The 14,614-nt window shown below is 43.3% G+C and carries 17 protein-coding genes; 11 read left to right on the forward strand and 6 right to left on the reverse strand.

The genetic code is table 11. The annotated features are described in order from the left end of the window. The first annotated feature begins 15 nt into the window (after nt 1-15). The 4 genes from IX91_RS17425 (at nt 16) to IX91_RS17440 (ending at nt 3,050) form a co-directional block, all read left to right on the forward strand. Nucleotides 16-981, forward strand: a complete 966-nt coding sequence (locus tag IX91_RS17425) for an ABC transporter substrate-binding protein (RefSeq protein WP_004745599.1) — start codon at nt 16-18, stop codon at nt 979-981. Nucleotides 982-1,129: 148 nt separating this feature from the next. Further along, the gene (locus IX91_RS17430) at nt 1,130-2,113 is read left to right on the forward strand and encodes a chemotaxis protein (protein WP_004745600.1); all 984 of its coding nucleotides are present in this window, start codon (nt 1,130-1,132) and stop codon (nt 2,111-2,113) included. Nucleotides 2,114-2,338: 225 nt separating this feature from the next. Next, the gene (locus IX91_RS17435; protein WP_004745601.1) at nt 2,339-2,656 is read left to right on the forward strand and encodes a MarR family winged helix-turn-helix transcriptional regulator; all 318 of its coding nucleotides are present in this window, start codon (nt 2,339-2,341) and stop codon (nt 2,654-2,656) included. Then, nucleotides 2,649-3,050 carry a VOC family protein gene (locus IX91_RS17440; protein WP_004745602.1) on the forward strand — a complete coding sequence of 134 codons (402 nt, stop codon included), beginning with the start codon at nt 2,649-2,651 and terminating at the stop codon, nt 3,048-3,050. The genes IX91_RS17435 and IX91_RS17440 overlap by 8 nt, the downstream gene beginning before the upstream one ends. Nucleotides 3,051-3,095: 45 nt before the next feature. Here the strand turns inward: IX91_RS17440 and IX91_RS17445 are convergent, their stop codons facing one another. Beyond that, the gene (locus IX91_RS17445; RefSeq protein WP_004745603.1) at nt 3,096-4,739 is read right to left on the reverse strand and encodes a methyl-accepting chemotaxis protein; all 1,644 of its coding nucleotides are present in this window, start codon (nt 4,737-4,739) and stop codon (nt 3,096-3,098) included. A 371-nt stretch (nt 4,740-5,110) separates the two neighbouring features. Between IX91_RS17445 and IX91_RS17450 the strand changes: the two genes are divergently transcribed. The 5 genes from IX91_RS17450 to IX91_RS17470 all read left to right on the forward strand — a co-directional run bounded on the left by IX91_RS17450 (nt 5,111) and on the right by IX91_RS17470 (nt 8,970). Continuing rightward, nucleotides 5,111-5,932 (forward strand): phosphate ABC transporter substrate-binding protein, encoded by an 822-nt coding sequence (locus tag IX91_RS17450; protein ID WP_004745604.1) that lies wholly within the window; start codon nt 5,111-5,113, stop codon nt 5,930-5,932. A 105-nt stretch (nt 5,933-6,037) separates the two neighbouring features. Then, on the forward strand, nt 6,038-6,967 hold the full coding sequence (pstC, locus tag IX91_RS17455; protein WP_004745605.1) for a phosphate ABC transporter permease subunit PstC: 930 nt from the start codon (nt 6,038-6,040) through the stop codon (nt 6,965-6,967). A gap of 50 nt (nt 6,968-7,017) precedes the next feature. Next, complete coding sequence (gene pstA, locus IX91_RS17460; RefSeq protein WP_004745606.1) at nt 7,018-7,881, forward strand: phosphate ABC transporter permease PstA; 864 nt, start codon at nt 7,018-7,020, stop codon at nt 7,879-7,881. A gap of 57 nt (nt 7,882-7,938) precedes the next feature. Next, nucleotides 7,939-8,688 (forward strand): phosphate ABC transporter ATP-binding protein PstB, encoded by a 750-nt coding sequence (gene pstB, locus IX91_RS17465; protein WP_004745607.1) that lies wholly within the window; start codon nt 7,939-7,941, stop codon nt 8,686-8,688. Nucleotides 8,689-8,784: 96 nt separating this feature from the next. Continuing rightward, complete coding sequence (locus tag IX91_RS17470; RefSeq protein ID WP_004745608.1) at nt 8,785-8,970, forward strand: CsgG/HfaB family protein; 186 nt, start codon at nt 8,785-8,787, stop codon at nt 8,968-8,970. Here IX91_RS17470 and IX91_RS17475 read toward each other — a convergent pair. The 5 genes from IX91_RS17475 to IX91_RS17495 all read right to left on the reverse strand — a co-directional run bounded on the left by IX91_RS17475 (nt 8,967) and on the right by IX91_RS17495 (nt 13,494). Continuing rightward, the gene (locus tag IX91_RS17475) at nt 8,967-10,076 is read right to left on the reverse strand and encodes a GGDEF domain-containing protein (RefSeq protein WP_004745609.1); all 1,110 of its coding nucleotides are present in this window, start codon (nt 10,074-10,076) and stop codon (nt 8,967-8,969) included. The two genes, IX91_RS17470 and IX91_RS17475, sit on opposite strands and share 4 nt — an antisense overlap. Next, nucleotides 10,060-10,542 carry a molybdopterin-dependent oxidoreductase gene (locus IX91_RS17480; RefSeq protein ID WP_004745610.1) on the reverse strand — a complete coding sequence of 161 codons (483 nt, stop codon included), beginning with the start codon at nt 10,540-10,542 and terminating at the stop codon, nt 10,060-10,062. Before IX91_RS17480 ends, IX91_RS17475 begins: the two co-directional genes overlap by 17 nt. 168 nt (nt 10,543-10,710) lie before the next feature. Beyond that, nucleotides 10,711-12,081, reverse strand: coding sequence for a YjiH family protein (locus IX91_RS17485; RefSeq protein WP_004745611.1), 1,371 nt, complete (start codon nt 12,079-12,081; stop codon nt 10,711-10,713). Between the two features lie 237 nt (nt 12,082-12,318). Then, a complete protein-coding gene (locus IX91_RS17490; protein ID WP_004745612.1) occupies nt 12,319-12,984 on the reverse strand; it encodes a YoaK family protein in 666 nt (221 codons plus the stop codon). 102 nt (nt 12,985-13,086) lie between these two features. Beyond that, a complete protein-coding gene (locus IX91_RS17495; protein ID WP_004745613.1) occupies nt 13,087-13,494 on the reverse strand; it encodes a GFA family protein in 408 nt (135 codons plus the stop codon). Nucleotides 13,495-13,564: 70 nt separating this feature from the next. On the opposite strand from IX91_RS17495, the gene IX91_RS17500 reads away from it, so the two are divergent. Together IX91_RS17500 and IX91_RS17505 are read left to right on the forward strand one after the other, a co-directional pair. Continuing rightward, nucleotides 13,565-14,176 (forward strand): hypothetical protein, encoded by a 612-nt coding sequence (locus tag IX91_RS17500; RefSeq protein ID WP_004745614.1) that lies wholly within the window; start codon nt 13,565-13,567, stop codon nt 14,174-14,176. A 117-nt stretch (nt 14,177-14,293) separates the two neighbouring features. Continuing rightward, nucleotides 14,294-14,593, forward strand: a complete 300-nt coding sequence (locus IX91_RS17505; RefSeq protein ID WP_004745615.1) for an isoamylase early set domain-containing protein — start codon at nt 14,294-14,296, stop codon at nt 14,591-14,593. Nucleotides 14,594-14,614: the final 21 nt, after the last annotated feature.

The following is a 14,614-nucleotide window of genomic DNA, read 5'->3' on the forward strand; positions in this document are numbered from 1 at the left end:
CAAGAGGAAACACTCATGCGTTGGATATTACTTTGTCTAGTTTTTTCGTCCCAAGCATTTGCAACTAAAGTGTTGCTGATTGAAAGCTATCATTCAGAATACCCTTGGGATAAAAGTTATGTTGAAGGCATACAGGCTACGTTAGCCGATACGGTTGAGTTAGAAACTTTCCAAATGGATACCAAACGTATCCCTAAAGCAGACTACGCGGGAAAAGCCAAGGAAGCGTTTGCCAAGTATAAGAGCTTTAAGCCTGATATTGTCATGCTTGGTGATGACAATGCTTTATCCTACATGCTACCAATGTTATTTGATGAGCCGATTTCGATTGTGTTTTTAGGGATTAACTCTAACCCTAGAAAGCTGCTGTCGAAGTATCGTGGTCAGGCGAAAGTAACGGGCGTGCTGGAACGACCGCTTTTTACTAAGTCATTGGGAGAGCTTAGAAAGCTATTTGATGATCAAAATTTCAAAGTGAAGGTATTATTTGATTCAGGTGTGACGTCCCAAATCGCTAAGAGTTATATAGATAAACAATATACTTTGATTAGAGACAACCTTGGGATTGAGGTTGATATTCAAGCGATTGCGACCAAAAATGAGTGGCAAAGTCAGGTCAGCGAGGCAAAGAATGAAGGTTTTACGGTTATCATTGTTGGCCTCTATCAAACGCTGGTTGATGAACAAGGTAATAACGTCCCAGCCGAGCAAGTCATTAATTGGACCAATCAACACTCAGAGTTGCCGATTTTTGCATTTTGGGACTTTGCCGTTGGTGAAAAGAAAGCGGTTGGTGGCGTAGTGCTGTTCGGCCACAGTCAAGGGGAACAGGCGGCGAGCTTGGTGAATCAAATCATCAACAATGGTCACAGTAAGCCGATTCCTATCGTGACAGGCAATCAAGGTAAAGCGATTTATTCCGAAGTAGAGCGAGCAAGGTGGAGCTTGGAAATGCCTTCTCATTGGCGTTCAATTGATTGAATTGTCATTTGATAAGGTGCAGATATAGAGAAGTTTGAACTATGTCGAAGCAATTGATTTACAATTCACGGGATTACAGATAAAAAGAGCAAAAGAATTTGTAATTGATGACGATAATATAAAGTGATCAAACTAAGAAAGTAGAATTATGAGCGGATCAACCAGTACGATTTTAACGGAAAGTGGTACCAATGAACTTGAGATTATCGAGTTTCATTTGGTTAAGGAACTGCCAGACGGCAGCAAAAAGACGTGCTATTACGGTATTAACGTCGCTAAAGTGAGAGAGGTCATCCAAGTACCGGACACAACCGATTACCCCAATGCACAACCGCATATGGTGGGGGTATTCTCGTCTCGTGATATTTTAACTCCGTTGGTCGATCTTGCTGGTTGGTTGGGTGTGCCAACGTCGAAGGATCTACAGAAAAAATTTGTTATTGTCACCGACTTTAACAATATGACTAATGGCTTCTTGATCGACAGTATTAGCCGAATCCATCGCATTTCTTGGAATGATGTGGAGTCTCCGAGTCAATTCCTTGAAGCCGGGGAGCAAGACTGTGTGGTCGCGGTAGTGCGCAAAGATGGCAACTTAATCATGATTCTCGACTTCGAGAAGATCATCGCTGACATCAACCCAGAACTGAGTATGGAAAAATACGATGTCACTTTAGATAAAAGTGTCGACTTAAATCAGCGTATGGTGGCTAAGCGAAATGCGAAAACCATCATGGTGGTGGACGACTCTGCTTTTATACGTTCTATGATCCAAGATACCTTGAGCTCTGCTGGGTACAACATTATTGCTTGTAAAGATGGTGGAGAGGCTCATGATAAATTAATGGGTCTAATAGAGGTTGCCAAAGAAGAAGGGCTTCCAATTAGCGAGTTCGTTGACGGTGTAGTGACCGATGTTGAAATGCCACGTATGGATGGTATGCATTTAGTTAAACGCTTACGTGACAGTGACGCTTATTCGTCTGTTCCTATCGTGATGTTTTCATCTCTTATGAGTGAGGATAATCGTACTAAAGCATTGGCTTTGGGAGCGAACGATACGATCACTAAACCTGAGTTAGGTAAAATGGTGACCATGATGGACAAATATATTTTTGGTAAAGAATCTTGAGCGCTTCTTCTCGTTACTAATCTTTCAAAAGGTACGCATTGCGTGCCTTTTGTCTTTTTTACACCTTCTTCCACCAACCCCTTCCACTAAAATGCAGCACTATGAAACCAACAGATACGATAGGCGGATTGGTTGGCTTAGCTTCAAGAGTACTGACTAATAAGCTTGAAGCGCAATTAAGCCAAAGTGGGCTTAATTTGACCCGTGAGCAAGTGGATATTCTTGATGACAGTCATCGAAGCAGAGCGCATTACGCCGCTCGAATTGTCACAACGGTTATTAAAAAATCGAGGCTCGGTGACCAGTCTGATTAAAGGGTTGGAAAAGCGCGAGTTGATACGTCGACTGACCTCTGAAACTGATAGAATAAGCTATTCGATTGTCGCGACAGCAGAAGCAATTGCACTGGTTGAGTCCTCGAAAAACGTCGCCTTTGGTGTGTTAGGTAAAGCATTGCACAACTTTGATAGTCAACAACAGCAACAACTTCACGAATTGCTCAACATGTTTGTGGAGAATTTATTAGGAGAAAATAATGGATAAACCATTCGAAGACCACGGCCTGTTTAGCTGGTGTGAACTGATGACGACTGATTTTGAACAATCTCTAGAGTTTTACTCTAATGTATTGGGCTGGACGCTAAGAGAAGTGCCGGGAAGAAACCAGTCACGCTATGCCTTGGTCATGAACGAAAACAGCTCAGAGCCATTTGCAGGTATTCTGACGATGCCGGAGCCATTAAAAGAACGGGGCGTACCGAGTTTTTGGCAGGCCTATGTGACCGTAGAGGATGTGGATGCAACGCTTGAAAAAGCGCTAGAAAATGGTGCGCAAGTAGTCGTTGAGCCGATGGATATTGAGCGTATTGGTCGTATTGCTTCATTTCGCGACCCACTCGGCAGCGTGTTGTCTGTCATTAAATACGCGAGAAAGTGATTCGAAAAGAGGCTCTTTAAGAGCCTCTTTTGAACAGTGCGATAATTACACTTTAAAGAATCCAAGTTGCTGCTTTTGATTTTCAGCTAGGTTAGATAGCTCTTGGCTTGCGGCCGCTGATTGGGTAATCCCAGTCACGTTTTGGCTAACAAGCTCGTAGATGTTGCCAAGGTTCTTATTAATGTCAGATGTCACTTGACCTTGCTCTTCTGAAGCCACAGCCACTTGCGCATTAAGCGTGGTGAGCTCAGAGATTGAAGAGCTAATGTTACTCAGTGCTTCGCTGACTAGCGTTGCTTGTTGCTGGTTTTGAGAAAGCATCTCAAGGCTAGAGTTCATGCTGTCGTTAGCGCTGCCTGACTGTCGCTGAAGCTCCTCGATGATGGTTTGAATCTCTTTGGTTGATTCTTGAGTGCGTGCGGCAAGCATACGCACTTCATCGGCTACCACCGCAAAACCACGGCCACTTTCACCTGCACGCGCCGCTTCAATCGCTGCGTTTAGTGCAAGCAGATTGGTTTGCTCTGAAATACTCTCGATAACCTCAATTACCTTACCAATCTGTTCTGACTGATCTTTTAGCGTGTTTACGACGCTCGCAGCCTGAGTAAGTTGATCGGCCATCTTGGCGCTTTCTCGAGTGTTTTGCTCGAAGATTGCTAGGCTTTCTCGCGCGAGTTTGTCGGCGCTGCTTGAAGCTTGATCAGCAAGATTGGCATTCTGCGTAACTTCTGATGCGGTACTTTCCATCTGGTTGATGGCAGAAGCCACTTGCTCAACCTCGTTCTTCTCTTGATCTGAGTTGGCCGTTGATTGCGTCATCACCGCTGCAAGCTCAGTTGAAGCCGAAGCCACATCGACACTAATTCGCACGAGTGAATCGACGGTGGTTTTTAGTTGTGCCACAGTTGAGTTGAAGTCTTTTGATAGGGCGGTGATTTCATTGTTACCTTGTTCGACAACGCTCACCTTAAGGTTGCCCTGAGCAAGTTCTTGCATCGCTTTTTGTAGCTTTCTGATTGGCGTAACGATGATCCCTGCGAGCACCCAACTAATAGCAAATGCGCCAAGTAAGACAAAACCTAAGCCAATGACTGATTTGGTCATTACGCCAGAGTGAATTTCGCCATTATGTTCGACCTCTGCTAAAGCCAGTAGGTTTAGCTTGCTCGAAAGGTCTTCAATCGCTTGTACCATTAGGTTGCCTTTATCGCGATAAAGGGCAGATGCTTGGTCATATTTGCGTTGGAATTCGTTAGATACCGAAGACTGGCTGTGTTTGGTGTTTAAGAGTGGCACCATGGTGTTGATCGAGTAACTCACGTAGCCTTCAATTGCTTCTTCCATCTGCTTTACTTCTCGTTGTAAGCCGTCGATATCACGTAGCGAGTCGAGAAGGCGCAAATTGTCATTCTGTTTTGCAAGTAATGTTGACTGAAGTTGAGCAACATCTTCGGCACGGAATAGGCTGTAAATCGCCTTAATACGCATACCATAAGTGTTGTCGATGATTTTTGTCAGTTCGTCTTTATGCTTGACCACGTCTTCGGTAGATACCGTGACCTGGCTAAATGCATGCTTTAAGCTGGTGGTGCTGTAAGTAATGCCGACAATGAGTAGTAATAAGGTGAATATTACAGGCACGACGACCTGTAACTTAATCGATAAGCCGTTTAGTAACTGGCGCATTTATAGTCCTCTCCGATGAAATATTAATAGTTTTATAATTGTTATAATGAGAGTGATTCTAATTCCTTTAATCTATAAATCAAAGGTGAATTCAGCAGGGTTTTTACAAATTTTGAAGAGGCATTATGCAACTAAATTATTCATATTTTTCATTAGGTTAAAATGTGTTCAATTTGTCACGTTTGGACACAATTAGCCGAATTTCAAACAGAACGATCTACTCTAATAATTGTTCTGGGACGGGGAAAAAGAAAAATTTAATCTGTCATACAGGCTTCAACGAAGTGAAACACAACTGTCATATTTGAGTCCTAAAGTGGGCACCGTTCAAGTGAAACACAACGGCAATAAAGCCACTTAAGGAAATTGTGATGAAAAAGACAGTAATCGGTGCAATCGCACTTCTAGGCGCAATGGCAGTGACTTCAGTTTCTGCTAAAGAAACTATCTCTGCAGTGGGCTCTAGCAGCGTAACTCCACTGATGGAAGTTTTCTCTGAAACATACATGAAGACACACAACAACGTATTTATCGAAGTTCAAGGCCCTGGTTCTTCTGCTGGTGTAAAAGCAGCGAAAAACGGCAGTGCTGACCTTGGTATGTCTTCACGTAACCTGAAAGATTCTGAAAAAGAGCCTGCTCTTAAAGAACTAACAGTTGCACTAGACGGTATCGCAGTCGTTGTTAACCCAAAAAATGGCTTAGACAAGCTAACGGCTGAGCAAGTAACTGCGATTTACAAGGGCGATATCACTAACTGGAAAGATGTTGGTGGTGCTGATAAGCCAATCGTAGCAATCACTCGTGACACAGCTTCTGGTACTCGTGGTGCATTCGAAGACATCATGAAGCTTAAGAAGAAAATCTCTGGTAAGAAGGTTTCTGCAATCTCTCAACGTGCTCAAGTTGCAAACGGTAACGGCGCACTGAAAACTATGGTTGCTTCAAACCCTTACGCTATCGGCTACATCTCTCTAGGTACAGTTGATAACTCTGTAAACGCGCTTTCAATCGACGGTGTGGCAGCGAACGTAGACAACGTTAAGAACGGTTCTTACAAAGTTGCTCGTCCATTCCTGGTTCTTTTCAAAGAAGGCAAGCCATCTGCTGAAACTCAGAAGTTCCTAGACTGGATGGTTTCAGATGAAGCACAAGCTCTTGTTGATAACAAAGGCTACATCTCAGTTAACTAATAACAGTTAACCCCATTTATTAAATTTGCTCAGCCCACCTTTTCGGGCTGAGCGTTTTCAATCCATTTCGACTCTGCTTTGCAGCTCGAACTGTGAGATTTTCATATGACCATCGCAAATAGTGAAAAGCTTATGAATACTGAAGCGACTCAACTAAACAAGTCAGGTCTGCGTGCCCAAAAACGTGTAGATTGGAAAGAAAGAATCTTCCATGGCCTGTTTTTAACCAGTGCGGTTATCGGTATTGTCTCTCTAGCGGTTATCGCTTACTTCATTGTTAAAGAAAGTATCCCTGCGTTCCAAGAAGCGGGTGTTTCTGGCATCGTCCTTGGCCAAGATTGGCTGCCGCCAGCGCTTTACGGCGTTGCTACTATGATTGTTGCCTCAGTGGTATCTACCTTAGGTGCAGTCGTGGTTGGTGTGCCAGTTGGTGTTCTAACGGCGATTTATATTGCTGAAATCGCGCCTAAACGTGTTGCTGACATTATTCGCCCTGCGGTAGAGCTTTTGGCGGGTATCCCTTCGGTCGTTTACGGCTTCTTCGGTTTGGTAATCATCGTTCCTCTGATTCAAAATATCTTCAATGTTCCGGCTGGTAACACGATTCTGGCGGGTATCATCGTGCTAGGTGTGATGATTCTTCCAACGGTTATCACGGTATCTGAAACGTCGATTCGCGCAGTACCAAGAACCTATAAAGAAGGTTCATTGGCACTAGGTGCTTCGAAGATCTTTACTATTTTCAAACTGTTAGTGCCTGCTGCTCGAAGCGGTATCATGACAGGTGTGATTCTGGGTATCGGTCGCGCGTTGGGTGAAACCATGGCAATCATCATGGTTATGGGTAATGCGCCAGCGATGCCTGAGGGTATTCTTGACTCTGCACGTACTCTAACAGCGAACATTGCGATTGAAATGTCTTACGCAAGTGGTGTCCACGCGAACGCACTCTACGCAACCGGTGTTGTTCTACTGGTATTTATTATGTCTCTGAATGCGGTTCTGCTTTACCTTAACCGTGAAAAAGCGAAGTAATGACTATGTCTCAAGTAAATCAATCACCTAATAAGACAAAGGCCTCGCAAATGGATACAGCAAAACTTAAGAAAGCTCGTCAGACCAAAGACAATATCCTAAATGCCTTCATTTGGGCTGCTGCAGCGCTAACGGTTGGATTCCTGTTCTGGATTATCTGGTACATTCTTTCCAATGGCCTCCAGCATGTGGACTGGGCGTTCATTACCGATAACTACACCGCGACTGGCGAAGAAAAGGGTATTTTCCCGATGATCGTATCGACCATCTACATGGTAATTGCATCGATCGCGGTTGCGGCGCCACTCGGCATTATGACGGCCATCTACCTTACTGAGTATGCGAAGGTGGGTAGCCGATTAGTTAAAGTTATTCGTTTCTGTACTGAGTCATTGGCCGGTATACCATCGATTATCTTTGGTCTATTTGGTATGACCTTCTTCGTGGCGATTCTTGGTCTTGGCTTCTCGATTCTATCGGGTGCTTTAACTCTGAGTATTCTTATTCTGCCAGTCATTATCCGTACTACGGAAGAGGCGTTGATGGCAGTACCACAAACATACCGTGAAGGCTCTTATGCACTAGGCTCTTCAAAAATCTACACTATCTGGCGTCTTATTCTACCGAGCGCGACACCAGGTATCTTAACTTCGGTCATTCTGAGTATTGGTCGTGTAATTGGTGAATCCGCACCTGTGTTCCTAACAGCAGGTATGGTTGCGCGAGTTCCAGATTCTCTTCTCGACTCAGGACGCACACTAACTGTTCACCTTTATAAGCTAACTACCGAGCTGTTCACTATTGAAGAGTGGAATCAAGCATACGGTACAGCAACAGTGCTGATTGTCGTGGTCTTATTGATCAATATGACAACCAAATTTATCGCTAGCCGCTTTAATAAAGCTACCTACTAAACCTAGCCCTAGTCAGCATAGTTAGACACGAATTACAGAATTTAAGAGATTAAGACAATGAACAAATTTGATATTGAAAATCTAGATCTATTTTACGGCGAAAACCAAGCACTGAAATCAATCAACCTGCCAGTACCAGAGCGTCAAGTCACGGCGCTGATCGGCCCATCTGGCTGTGGTAAGTCAACACTATTGCGTTGCTTGAACCGCATGAACGACCTGATTGAAGGCGTAAAAATCACCGGTCGCCTAGAGATGGATGGCGATGACATCTATGGCAACATTGATGTCGCAGATCTGCGCATTAAAGTGGGCATGGTGTTCCAAAAGCCAAACCCGTTCCCAATGAGCATTTACGAGAACGTAGCATATGGTCTACGAGCTCAAGGCATTAAAGATAAAAAACACATCGACCAAGTTGTCGAGCAATCTCTACGTGGCGCCGCGCTTTGGGATGAAGTGAAAGACCGTTTGAAATCTCACGCATTTGGTTTGTCTGGTGGCCAACAGCAGCGTTTATGTATTGCGCGCACAATCGCGATGGAGCCTGATGTCATTTTGATGGATGAGCCAACGTCAGCACTTGACCCAATCGCAACACATAAGATCGAAGAGTTAATGGAAGAGCTGAAAAAGAACTATACGATCGTTATCGTGACGCACTCTATGCAGCAAGCACGCCGTATCTCTGATCGTACTGCTTTCTTCCTAATGGGAGAGTTGGTCGAACACAATGATACTCAAGTGATTTTTAGCGATCCTCAAGACGACCGAACTCGTGGTTATGTAAACGGTGACTTTGGTTGATATCGAATACTGGCAAGACAAAATTATAACTATAAGCGATGGTACTTTGCCCCTCTTCGTGAGGGGCTTTTTTGTATCCGGTGCTTTAGGTTTAGCATGTTAACTGTATTAGTTGGCAACAATGAACCTGTTAATGTCGCCGTGATGTCAGCAATTGATGCGGCAGTAATCCATATGATCGTCGGTGGTATTGGGCGAGGTTTATGGCAACCGCAAAGCGACAAGGACGTTAAGCATGAGGTATTGCAGAAATACGCAAGGCAAACTCACCAAGTACTTTAACCTATAGTTTCGGATATCTTGATTTTACGTGCAGTGTGCTTTTCTACATACATTTTATTATCGGCGAGTTGCATTAGATCGTTGATCTCTTCTGCATCTTCTGGGAATCGCGCACTGCCAATACTGGTACCAATATGAATCACACAGCCATCTGTGACTATTATGGACGCTCTCATTTGGTTGTGTATTGCTTCGGTAATAGAATGCAGTTCATCCACAGCAATTTTATCATTGATAATCGCAAATTCGTCTCCTCCAATTCGATAGCATTGAGTATCTAGGCTACTTAAGCGTTCAGCGAAAGCTTTCAGTACGCGATCACCAGCTTGGTGACCATACTGATCATTGACGGCTTTAAACGCATTTAGGTCGAGCAGGAATAGATGGAAAGGATAGTCGTTGTGTACTCGCCATTTTAGGTCATTGAACAATGCCAAGCGATTGGCAATGCCGGTGAGAGAGTCAGTTAAAGATTGCTGCCGATGGTATTCGGATTCTTTGTGTAAAATGAACGTGACAAGTACAACACAAACGATCAGTAAGAGCATTGAGGTCAGCTGGAACTGATTTAAATCGTTAGCTGCGCGCTGTTGGTGTTCATATAGCGGGCTTTTAACACGGAAATTGGTGTTCACGTACTTCACCATTGATTGATAAAGCGTATCAAGTTCTAAGCCTAACTCTGCGGCTTGCTGAGGTGTCTTTAGTTGCTCAATCTTGGGTTCTAAAGCTTGGAAGTGGTGAAATAGCGTTGTGAAGAATTCTCGTGCACCGGGAAGAGAGATAAATGAGTCAGCTTCATCACTTGTAAGCAGAAGGTCAAAGCGTGACCAAGTAAGCTCATACTTTAAAAGTGTTTTATCCATATACTCTTCATTAGAGGTAGAAAATGGCACGATAGATTTTAGTTCAGTGAATTCTTTGGTGAGCTGTAGGAGGAACCAAGTGGCCTGATTATGCTGCTCACTATATGAATGCGCATGTTGCCGAGTAGCCGAAAGGAAGTAAAGGTTGGCAGCAATCAATACAACACTGAGCAACAGCAGCAGGTACTTTGCTCGTTTTAGTAAGGTGGATGGGTCATTATCGTTATTTATTTTCCACATCTTGTTTTCTATGTACCATTATCTCATCGATTTGCCATACCATTTGCGAATGAAAAACAGCGTTATCGATCTTTGGGTTTTCATCTAAGTTAAAGACCAGCCAATACGGGCCTTTATTTCGGACCTTCATCTTTTTATCGTTCATCTTGTATGCAACTATAGGCTCATATTTTAAAATATCCTCAATTTGAGAGCTGGCAGCGTAATCATTGAGGGCGATGAAAGAGACGGAGAAAGCATCATTTATTGAAAGATACTGCAATAACTCAGAGACTTTAAAACCGGTGTACTTATTGGTGTTGGCGTACCAAGGCAGCTTAGTGGTAAATGAGGCAGGGGAGAGTTTGGTTGTAATATCAGCATAAGATAGATGAACTGCTTGCTCATCGCCAACTCGAATAACCAGTTGAGAAGCTATCGCTTGAAAGCTCAATAACAGTGATACAAATACCAGCGTCCACCTCATAAGCACTCCTTGCAAGTAAGGTTATTATGTAATGTATCATTAATTATATGATGAGATGATTGTTAAGGGAATTTTAATTCCTGAGGAGAATGTAGGCTAACCAATTAGTGGTAGAGGGGTGATTGCTAGGTACAAAAAAAGCCCCCGAAGGGGCTTAGTCTCGTTACTTTAAAATATTAGGTGAGCAACACCTGCAATCACTGGCAGGGTAATCAAGGTACGCAAGATAAATATTGCGAACAGCTCAAAAATGTTTACTGGAATACGGCTACCTAGAAGCAGAGCCCCAACCTCTGACATGTAGATAAGCTGTGTTACCGACATTGCTGCAATAACAAAACGTGTCATTTCGTTATCAATTGACGCCGCTAAGATCGCTGGGATAAACATATCCGCAAATCCAACAACGATGGTTTCAGATGCAGCTGCCGCTTCTGGGACACCAAGCAATTCAAGGAATGGGATGAAAGGTTGACCGAGAATGCTGAAAACAGATGTGTATTCTGCAATCACAAGGGCAATCGTACCTAGACCCATAACGACAGGAAGCACGCCAAACACCATGTCAACTGCGTTACGTACGCCTTCGCCAAACACGCCTTTAACCGACTTCACCTGAGCGGCTTTCTTAAGTGCTAGGTCCATGCCCCATGAGAACGCGGTATGCCCTTGAGGAATGGCATCGGCATCCTTAGCAGGTTCAGAACCATCGATAAAGGTGTTCTTCTTAAAGCTCAACGGAGGAAGTCGTGGAATGATGATTGCTGCGACTAAGCCAGCTAGGCAAATCGCACCATAGAATGGCAGGAACAAATGCTCCAATTCGACTTGTGCAATCACGACGAGGCTAAATGTAATTGATACGGCTGAGAAAGTAGTACCAACAACTGCCGCTTCACGTTGTGTATAGAATTTATTTTCGTACTGCTTACTTGTCAGAAGGATACCGACAGAACCATCACCTAACCATGACGCCATACAGTCAATGGCACTGCGCCCTGGCAAATTGAACACTGGGCGCATAATTTTACTCAGTAAGGTGCCAAATAGTTCCAGTAGGCCAAAGTTAAGTAGTAGTGGAAGCAGTAAACCCGCAAAAATAAATACAGAGAAAAGCGTCGGTAGCAGCCCCTCTAGTACTAAGCCACCAGTATTCTCTTCCCATACCGCATTTGGCCCAACTTGGAAGAAAGTCATAATGACGGCTGTGCCACCAATCAAACGCACGGCTAACCATAGTGGGCTGGGATTGAACAATCCATTTAAAAAATTACTATTGGCGATAAAAGCCGGTGTTTTGATGCGACATAGTGCGGAAGCAATAGCCATAAAAGCGATGATCGCTGTCACCATTCCAACTAGGTGGTCACCAAAAATAGCTTGGATAGATTTCGCTAGTACTGCGACAGGGATAGTAATATCACCTTCGTAACTGATCGGAGCCATAAAAAGGAATAAACCGATCAAAGAAGGGATAAAGAACATCCAAAAGTTGCCTTTACTTTTTGGCTGTTCGGTTGATTGAGCGCTGTTTTGCATACGTTTCTCGAGTTACAACTAGATAAATAGTATAGCCATCAGGTGGCATATATATTCACTAAACGTCCATATATTATCAAATTGGCGCAAGATTAATGGCTTTTATGCATCCTTGCAATACTATTCAATAAATATCGCTAAATATTCAAGATAAAGCGTCGAATATTTATAATTTAGTGGTTAAATGTGTCGAGAATGTTAAATTGTTTGTCTGTGTGTTTCAAGTGTAGTGGCACATTATTTGTGTGCAGTATGGTTTGAAAGGAAGCGCCAGTACGTGAGCGCAAGTAGGAACGCTAAAGCTACAGGTAGTAAAAGAGCAGCTATTGAGTAGATTGAAAATACCTTGGCGCCCACGATACCGCCGAATAAAAATCCGCAGAAAATAAACATAAACAGTTTAGCTTTGCGATAGTCAAAGCCCTCTCCCCGTAACTTTGCTCCGATCATTAATCCGAGATCAGTAATGATCCCTGTCATATGCGTGGTACGAACAATAGCGCCACTAAATGTCGTGATCATGGCGTTTTGTAATCCACAAGCTGCAGAAGCTAAGTACTGTCCGGCAAGGTAGTTGTTATCAAGCAGCCAATAAGCTCCAAGCAACAAAAAGCCTTCGACGCACAATGCTATTCCATATCGGCGGCCTAATTTGAGTGCTGTACTCTCTATAAACAACCCACTGAGAATCGCGCCAAACAGGAAGCTAAACAGGATCAGAAACAGATGGCCTGTTTGCGCATTGAGAGCTTCGATTGACGTGCCTAAGAGAGTGACTGTGCCAGATATGTGTGAAACGGCTTGGTGCTGAAAGCCGAGCAGACCGATAGCGTTTACGGTGCCAGCGAGTAAAGCGAGTAGAAAAGCGCCATATTCTACCCAACGAGGGAGTTTGGTGATCAAAATTGACTCCTTAGATTAGGGCGCAATTATAGAGCGAGTATGCTGAGTTCGGTAGGGGAAAAATGCCGAGAATATTGATCCGAAGCAATGAGTCGAGAAGATCTAATCGTAGTGCTCCATTTGGCAATCAAATTTGACCCAACCGTGTTTCCTCTCTTCATAAACTGAAAAGCTTGGTGAGGGTAAGTCATGTTCGTTAAATACGCCTACGGGCACAACAAGAGCATCAGGTGCCGCTTGTAGACGGAGCAACATCGTTGTGCTGCATTTAGGGCAAAACGAATAGGTCACTTCATTGCCAGAGTCACTTATCCTGGTGTACTCAATCAACTCGCCGCTAAAAGAGACTTGCTCTTTTTCGAATCGCGCTTGTACACCAAAGACACTGCCCGTTCTTTTTTGACACTCAAAACAGTGACAAACTGAAGTACGAGAGGGTTTTCCTCGGCAAACTAAGCTCACTTGGCCACAGCTACAATCTGCGATTCGAATTTTCTTCTGATGTTCCATTTTAACTCCTAATAGTGTCCTGCTAACATGGAGGCGAATAACGTATCGCTTTTATAAGACCTTAACTCACATGAAAAAACGCATTTTACCTGTCCCACTTATCCTTTTGATTCCTATCGTATTACTAATCATAGTCGCTGTGGCAGGGATTTATCGGTTCAGTCTTACTGATGAAGAAATTTTAGCCAAATTTCCTAACCAAGTCTCTCAGTCAGATCGAGTAATGCAAAGCCTGTTTTCAATTAAAACGGTCAACCCTTGGACGATTAAAATCCCAGAAAGTACTGCCTTTACATTTATTGAAGATATGGAGCAACCACAGATTGTGAAAGGCACCTACGAAGACGGGGCTGAGCGTGGTGAGGTGTCGATAGAAACTCGCTTTATCACGCAGGTAAATGAGACCACCTACGTGTCGCCATTAGTAGTAAGTAACCAAGGTTCAGGCGTTTTTTACTATTTAATCATTTCTACATACGATGAGTTTAGACAGCGTATGGTGACAAAAGGCTCTGCATTTTTGGGAGATAGAGTCCGAATCAAAGATATTTCTGTTAATGAAAATCAAGTGACGGTGAAACTCTTACAACGTGATGAACATCAAGCAATGTCAGAAGAACCTTCTCAATTAACCACTATACTTTTCAAGGTAACTGAGCAAGATAGCTTAGCAAAGCAATAGGTTTAAATACCCAAGTTATCCGCATTGAATTCAGTATTGAGTATGTGTGATAGATTGCTTATGATTTGACCTAACAAGTTATGAGATGGAATTTAATTGTCGTTAACGGAGTAAACTATGATCAATAAACGTTTTTTCAAAACGAAAAATGAAGTTGAAGTTACCTTTGAGCTTGCAGCGGAAGAAGTAGGTCAATCTGTCGCTATCGTTGCTGATTTTTTAGATTGGCAGCCAACGGAAATGAAGAAAGTGGCGAAATCGAAGTCATACAAGTTTAAGACTCGTTTGCCAAAAGATAGTCAGTTCGAATTTAGGTATCTGGTAGATAAAGAAAAATGGATCAATGATCCGAACGCAGACCAATATCGACCAAATGGGTTTGGTGAAGATAACGGTCTAGTGTCGACCTATCAGTAACAGCGATAACTTTAGAAGTAA

The organism is Vibrio tubiashii ATCC 19109 (assembly GCF_000772105.1).
Classification (GTDB): Bacteria; Pseudomonadota; Gammaproteobacteria; order Enterobacterales; family Vibrionaceae; genus Vibrio; species Vibrio tubiashii.

Bases quoted from the DNA above. Each gene is read 5' to 3' on its own strand.
- IX91_RS17425 (WP_004745599.1), top strand. From the start codon at position 16: ATGCGTTGGATATTACTTTGTCTAGTTTTTTCGTCCCAAGCATTTGCA.
- IX91_RS17430 (WP_004745600.1), top strand. From the start codon at position 1,130: ATGAGCGGATCAACCAGTACGATTTTAACGGAAAGTGGTACCAATGAA.
- IX91_RS17435 (WP_004745601.1), top strand. From the start codon at position 2,339: ATGACAGTCATCGAAGCAGAGCGCATTACGCCGCTCGAATTGTCACAA.
- IX91_RS17440 (WP_004745602.1), top strand. From the start codon at position 2,649: ATGGATAAACCATTCGAAGACCACGGCCTGTTTAGCTGGTGTGAACTG.
- IX91_RS17445 (WP_004745603.1), bottom strand. From the start codon at position 4,739: ATGCGCCAGTTACTAAACGGCTTATCGATTAAGTTACAGGTCGTCGTG.
- IX91_RS17450 (WP_004745604.1), top strand. From the start codon at position 5,111: ATGAAAAAGACAGTAATCGGTGCAATCGCACTTCTAGGCGCAATGGCA.
- pstC (WP_004745605.1), top strand. From the start codon at position 6,038: ATGACCATCGCAAATAGTGAAAAGCTTATGAATACTGAAGCGACTCAA.
- pstA (WP_004745606.1), top strand. From the start codon at position 7,018: ATGGATACAGCAAAACTTAAGAAAGCTCGTCAGACCAAAGACAATATC.
- pstB (WP_004745607.1), top strand. From the start codon at position 7,939: ATGAACAAATTTGATATTGAAAATCTAGATCTATTTTACGGCGAAAAC.
- IX91_RS17470 (WP_004745608.1), top strand. From the start codon at position 8,785: ATGTTAACTGTATTAGTTGGCAACAATGAACCTGTTAATGTCGCCGTG.
- IX91_RS17475 (WP_004745609.1), bottom strand. From the start codon at position 10,076: ATGTGGAAAATAAATAACGATAATGACCCATCCACCTTACTAAAACGA.
- IX91_RS17480 (WP_004745610.1), bottom strand. From the start codon at position 10,542: ATGAGGTGGACGCTGGTATTTGTATCACTGTTATTGAGCTTTCAAGCG.
- IX91_RS17485 (WP_004745611.1), bottom strand. From the start codon at position 12,081: ATGCAAAACAGCGCTCAATCAACCGAACAGCCAAAAAGTAAAGGCAAC.
- IX91_RS17495 (WP_004745613.1), bottom strand. From the start codon at position 13,494: ATGGAACATCAGAAGAAAATTCGAATCGCAGATTGTAGCTGTGGCCAA.
- IX91_RS17500 (WP_004745614.1), top strand. From the start codon at position 13,565: ATGAAAAAACGCATTTTACCTGTCCCACTTATCCTTTTGATTCCTATC.
- IX91_RS17505 (WP_004745615.1), top strand. From the start codon at position 14,294: ATGATCAATAAACGTTTTTTCAAAACGAAAAATGAAGTTGAAGTTACC.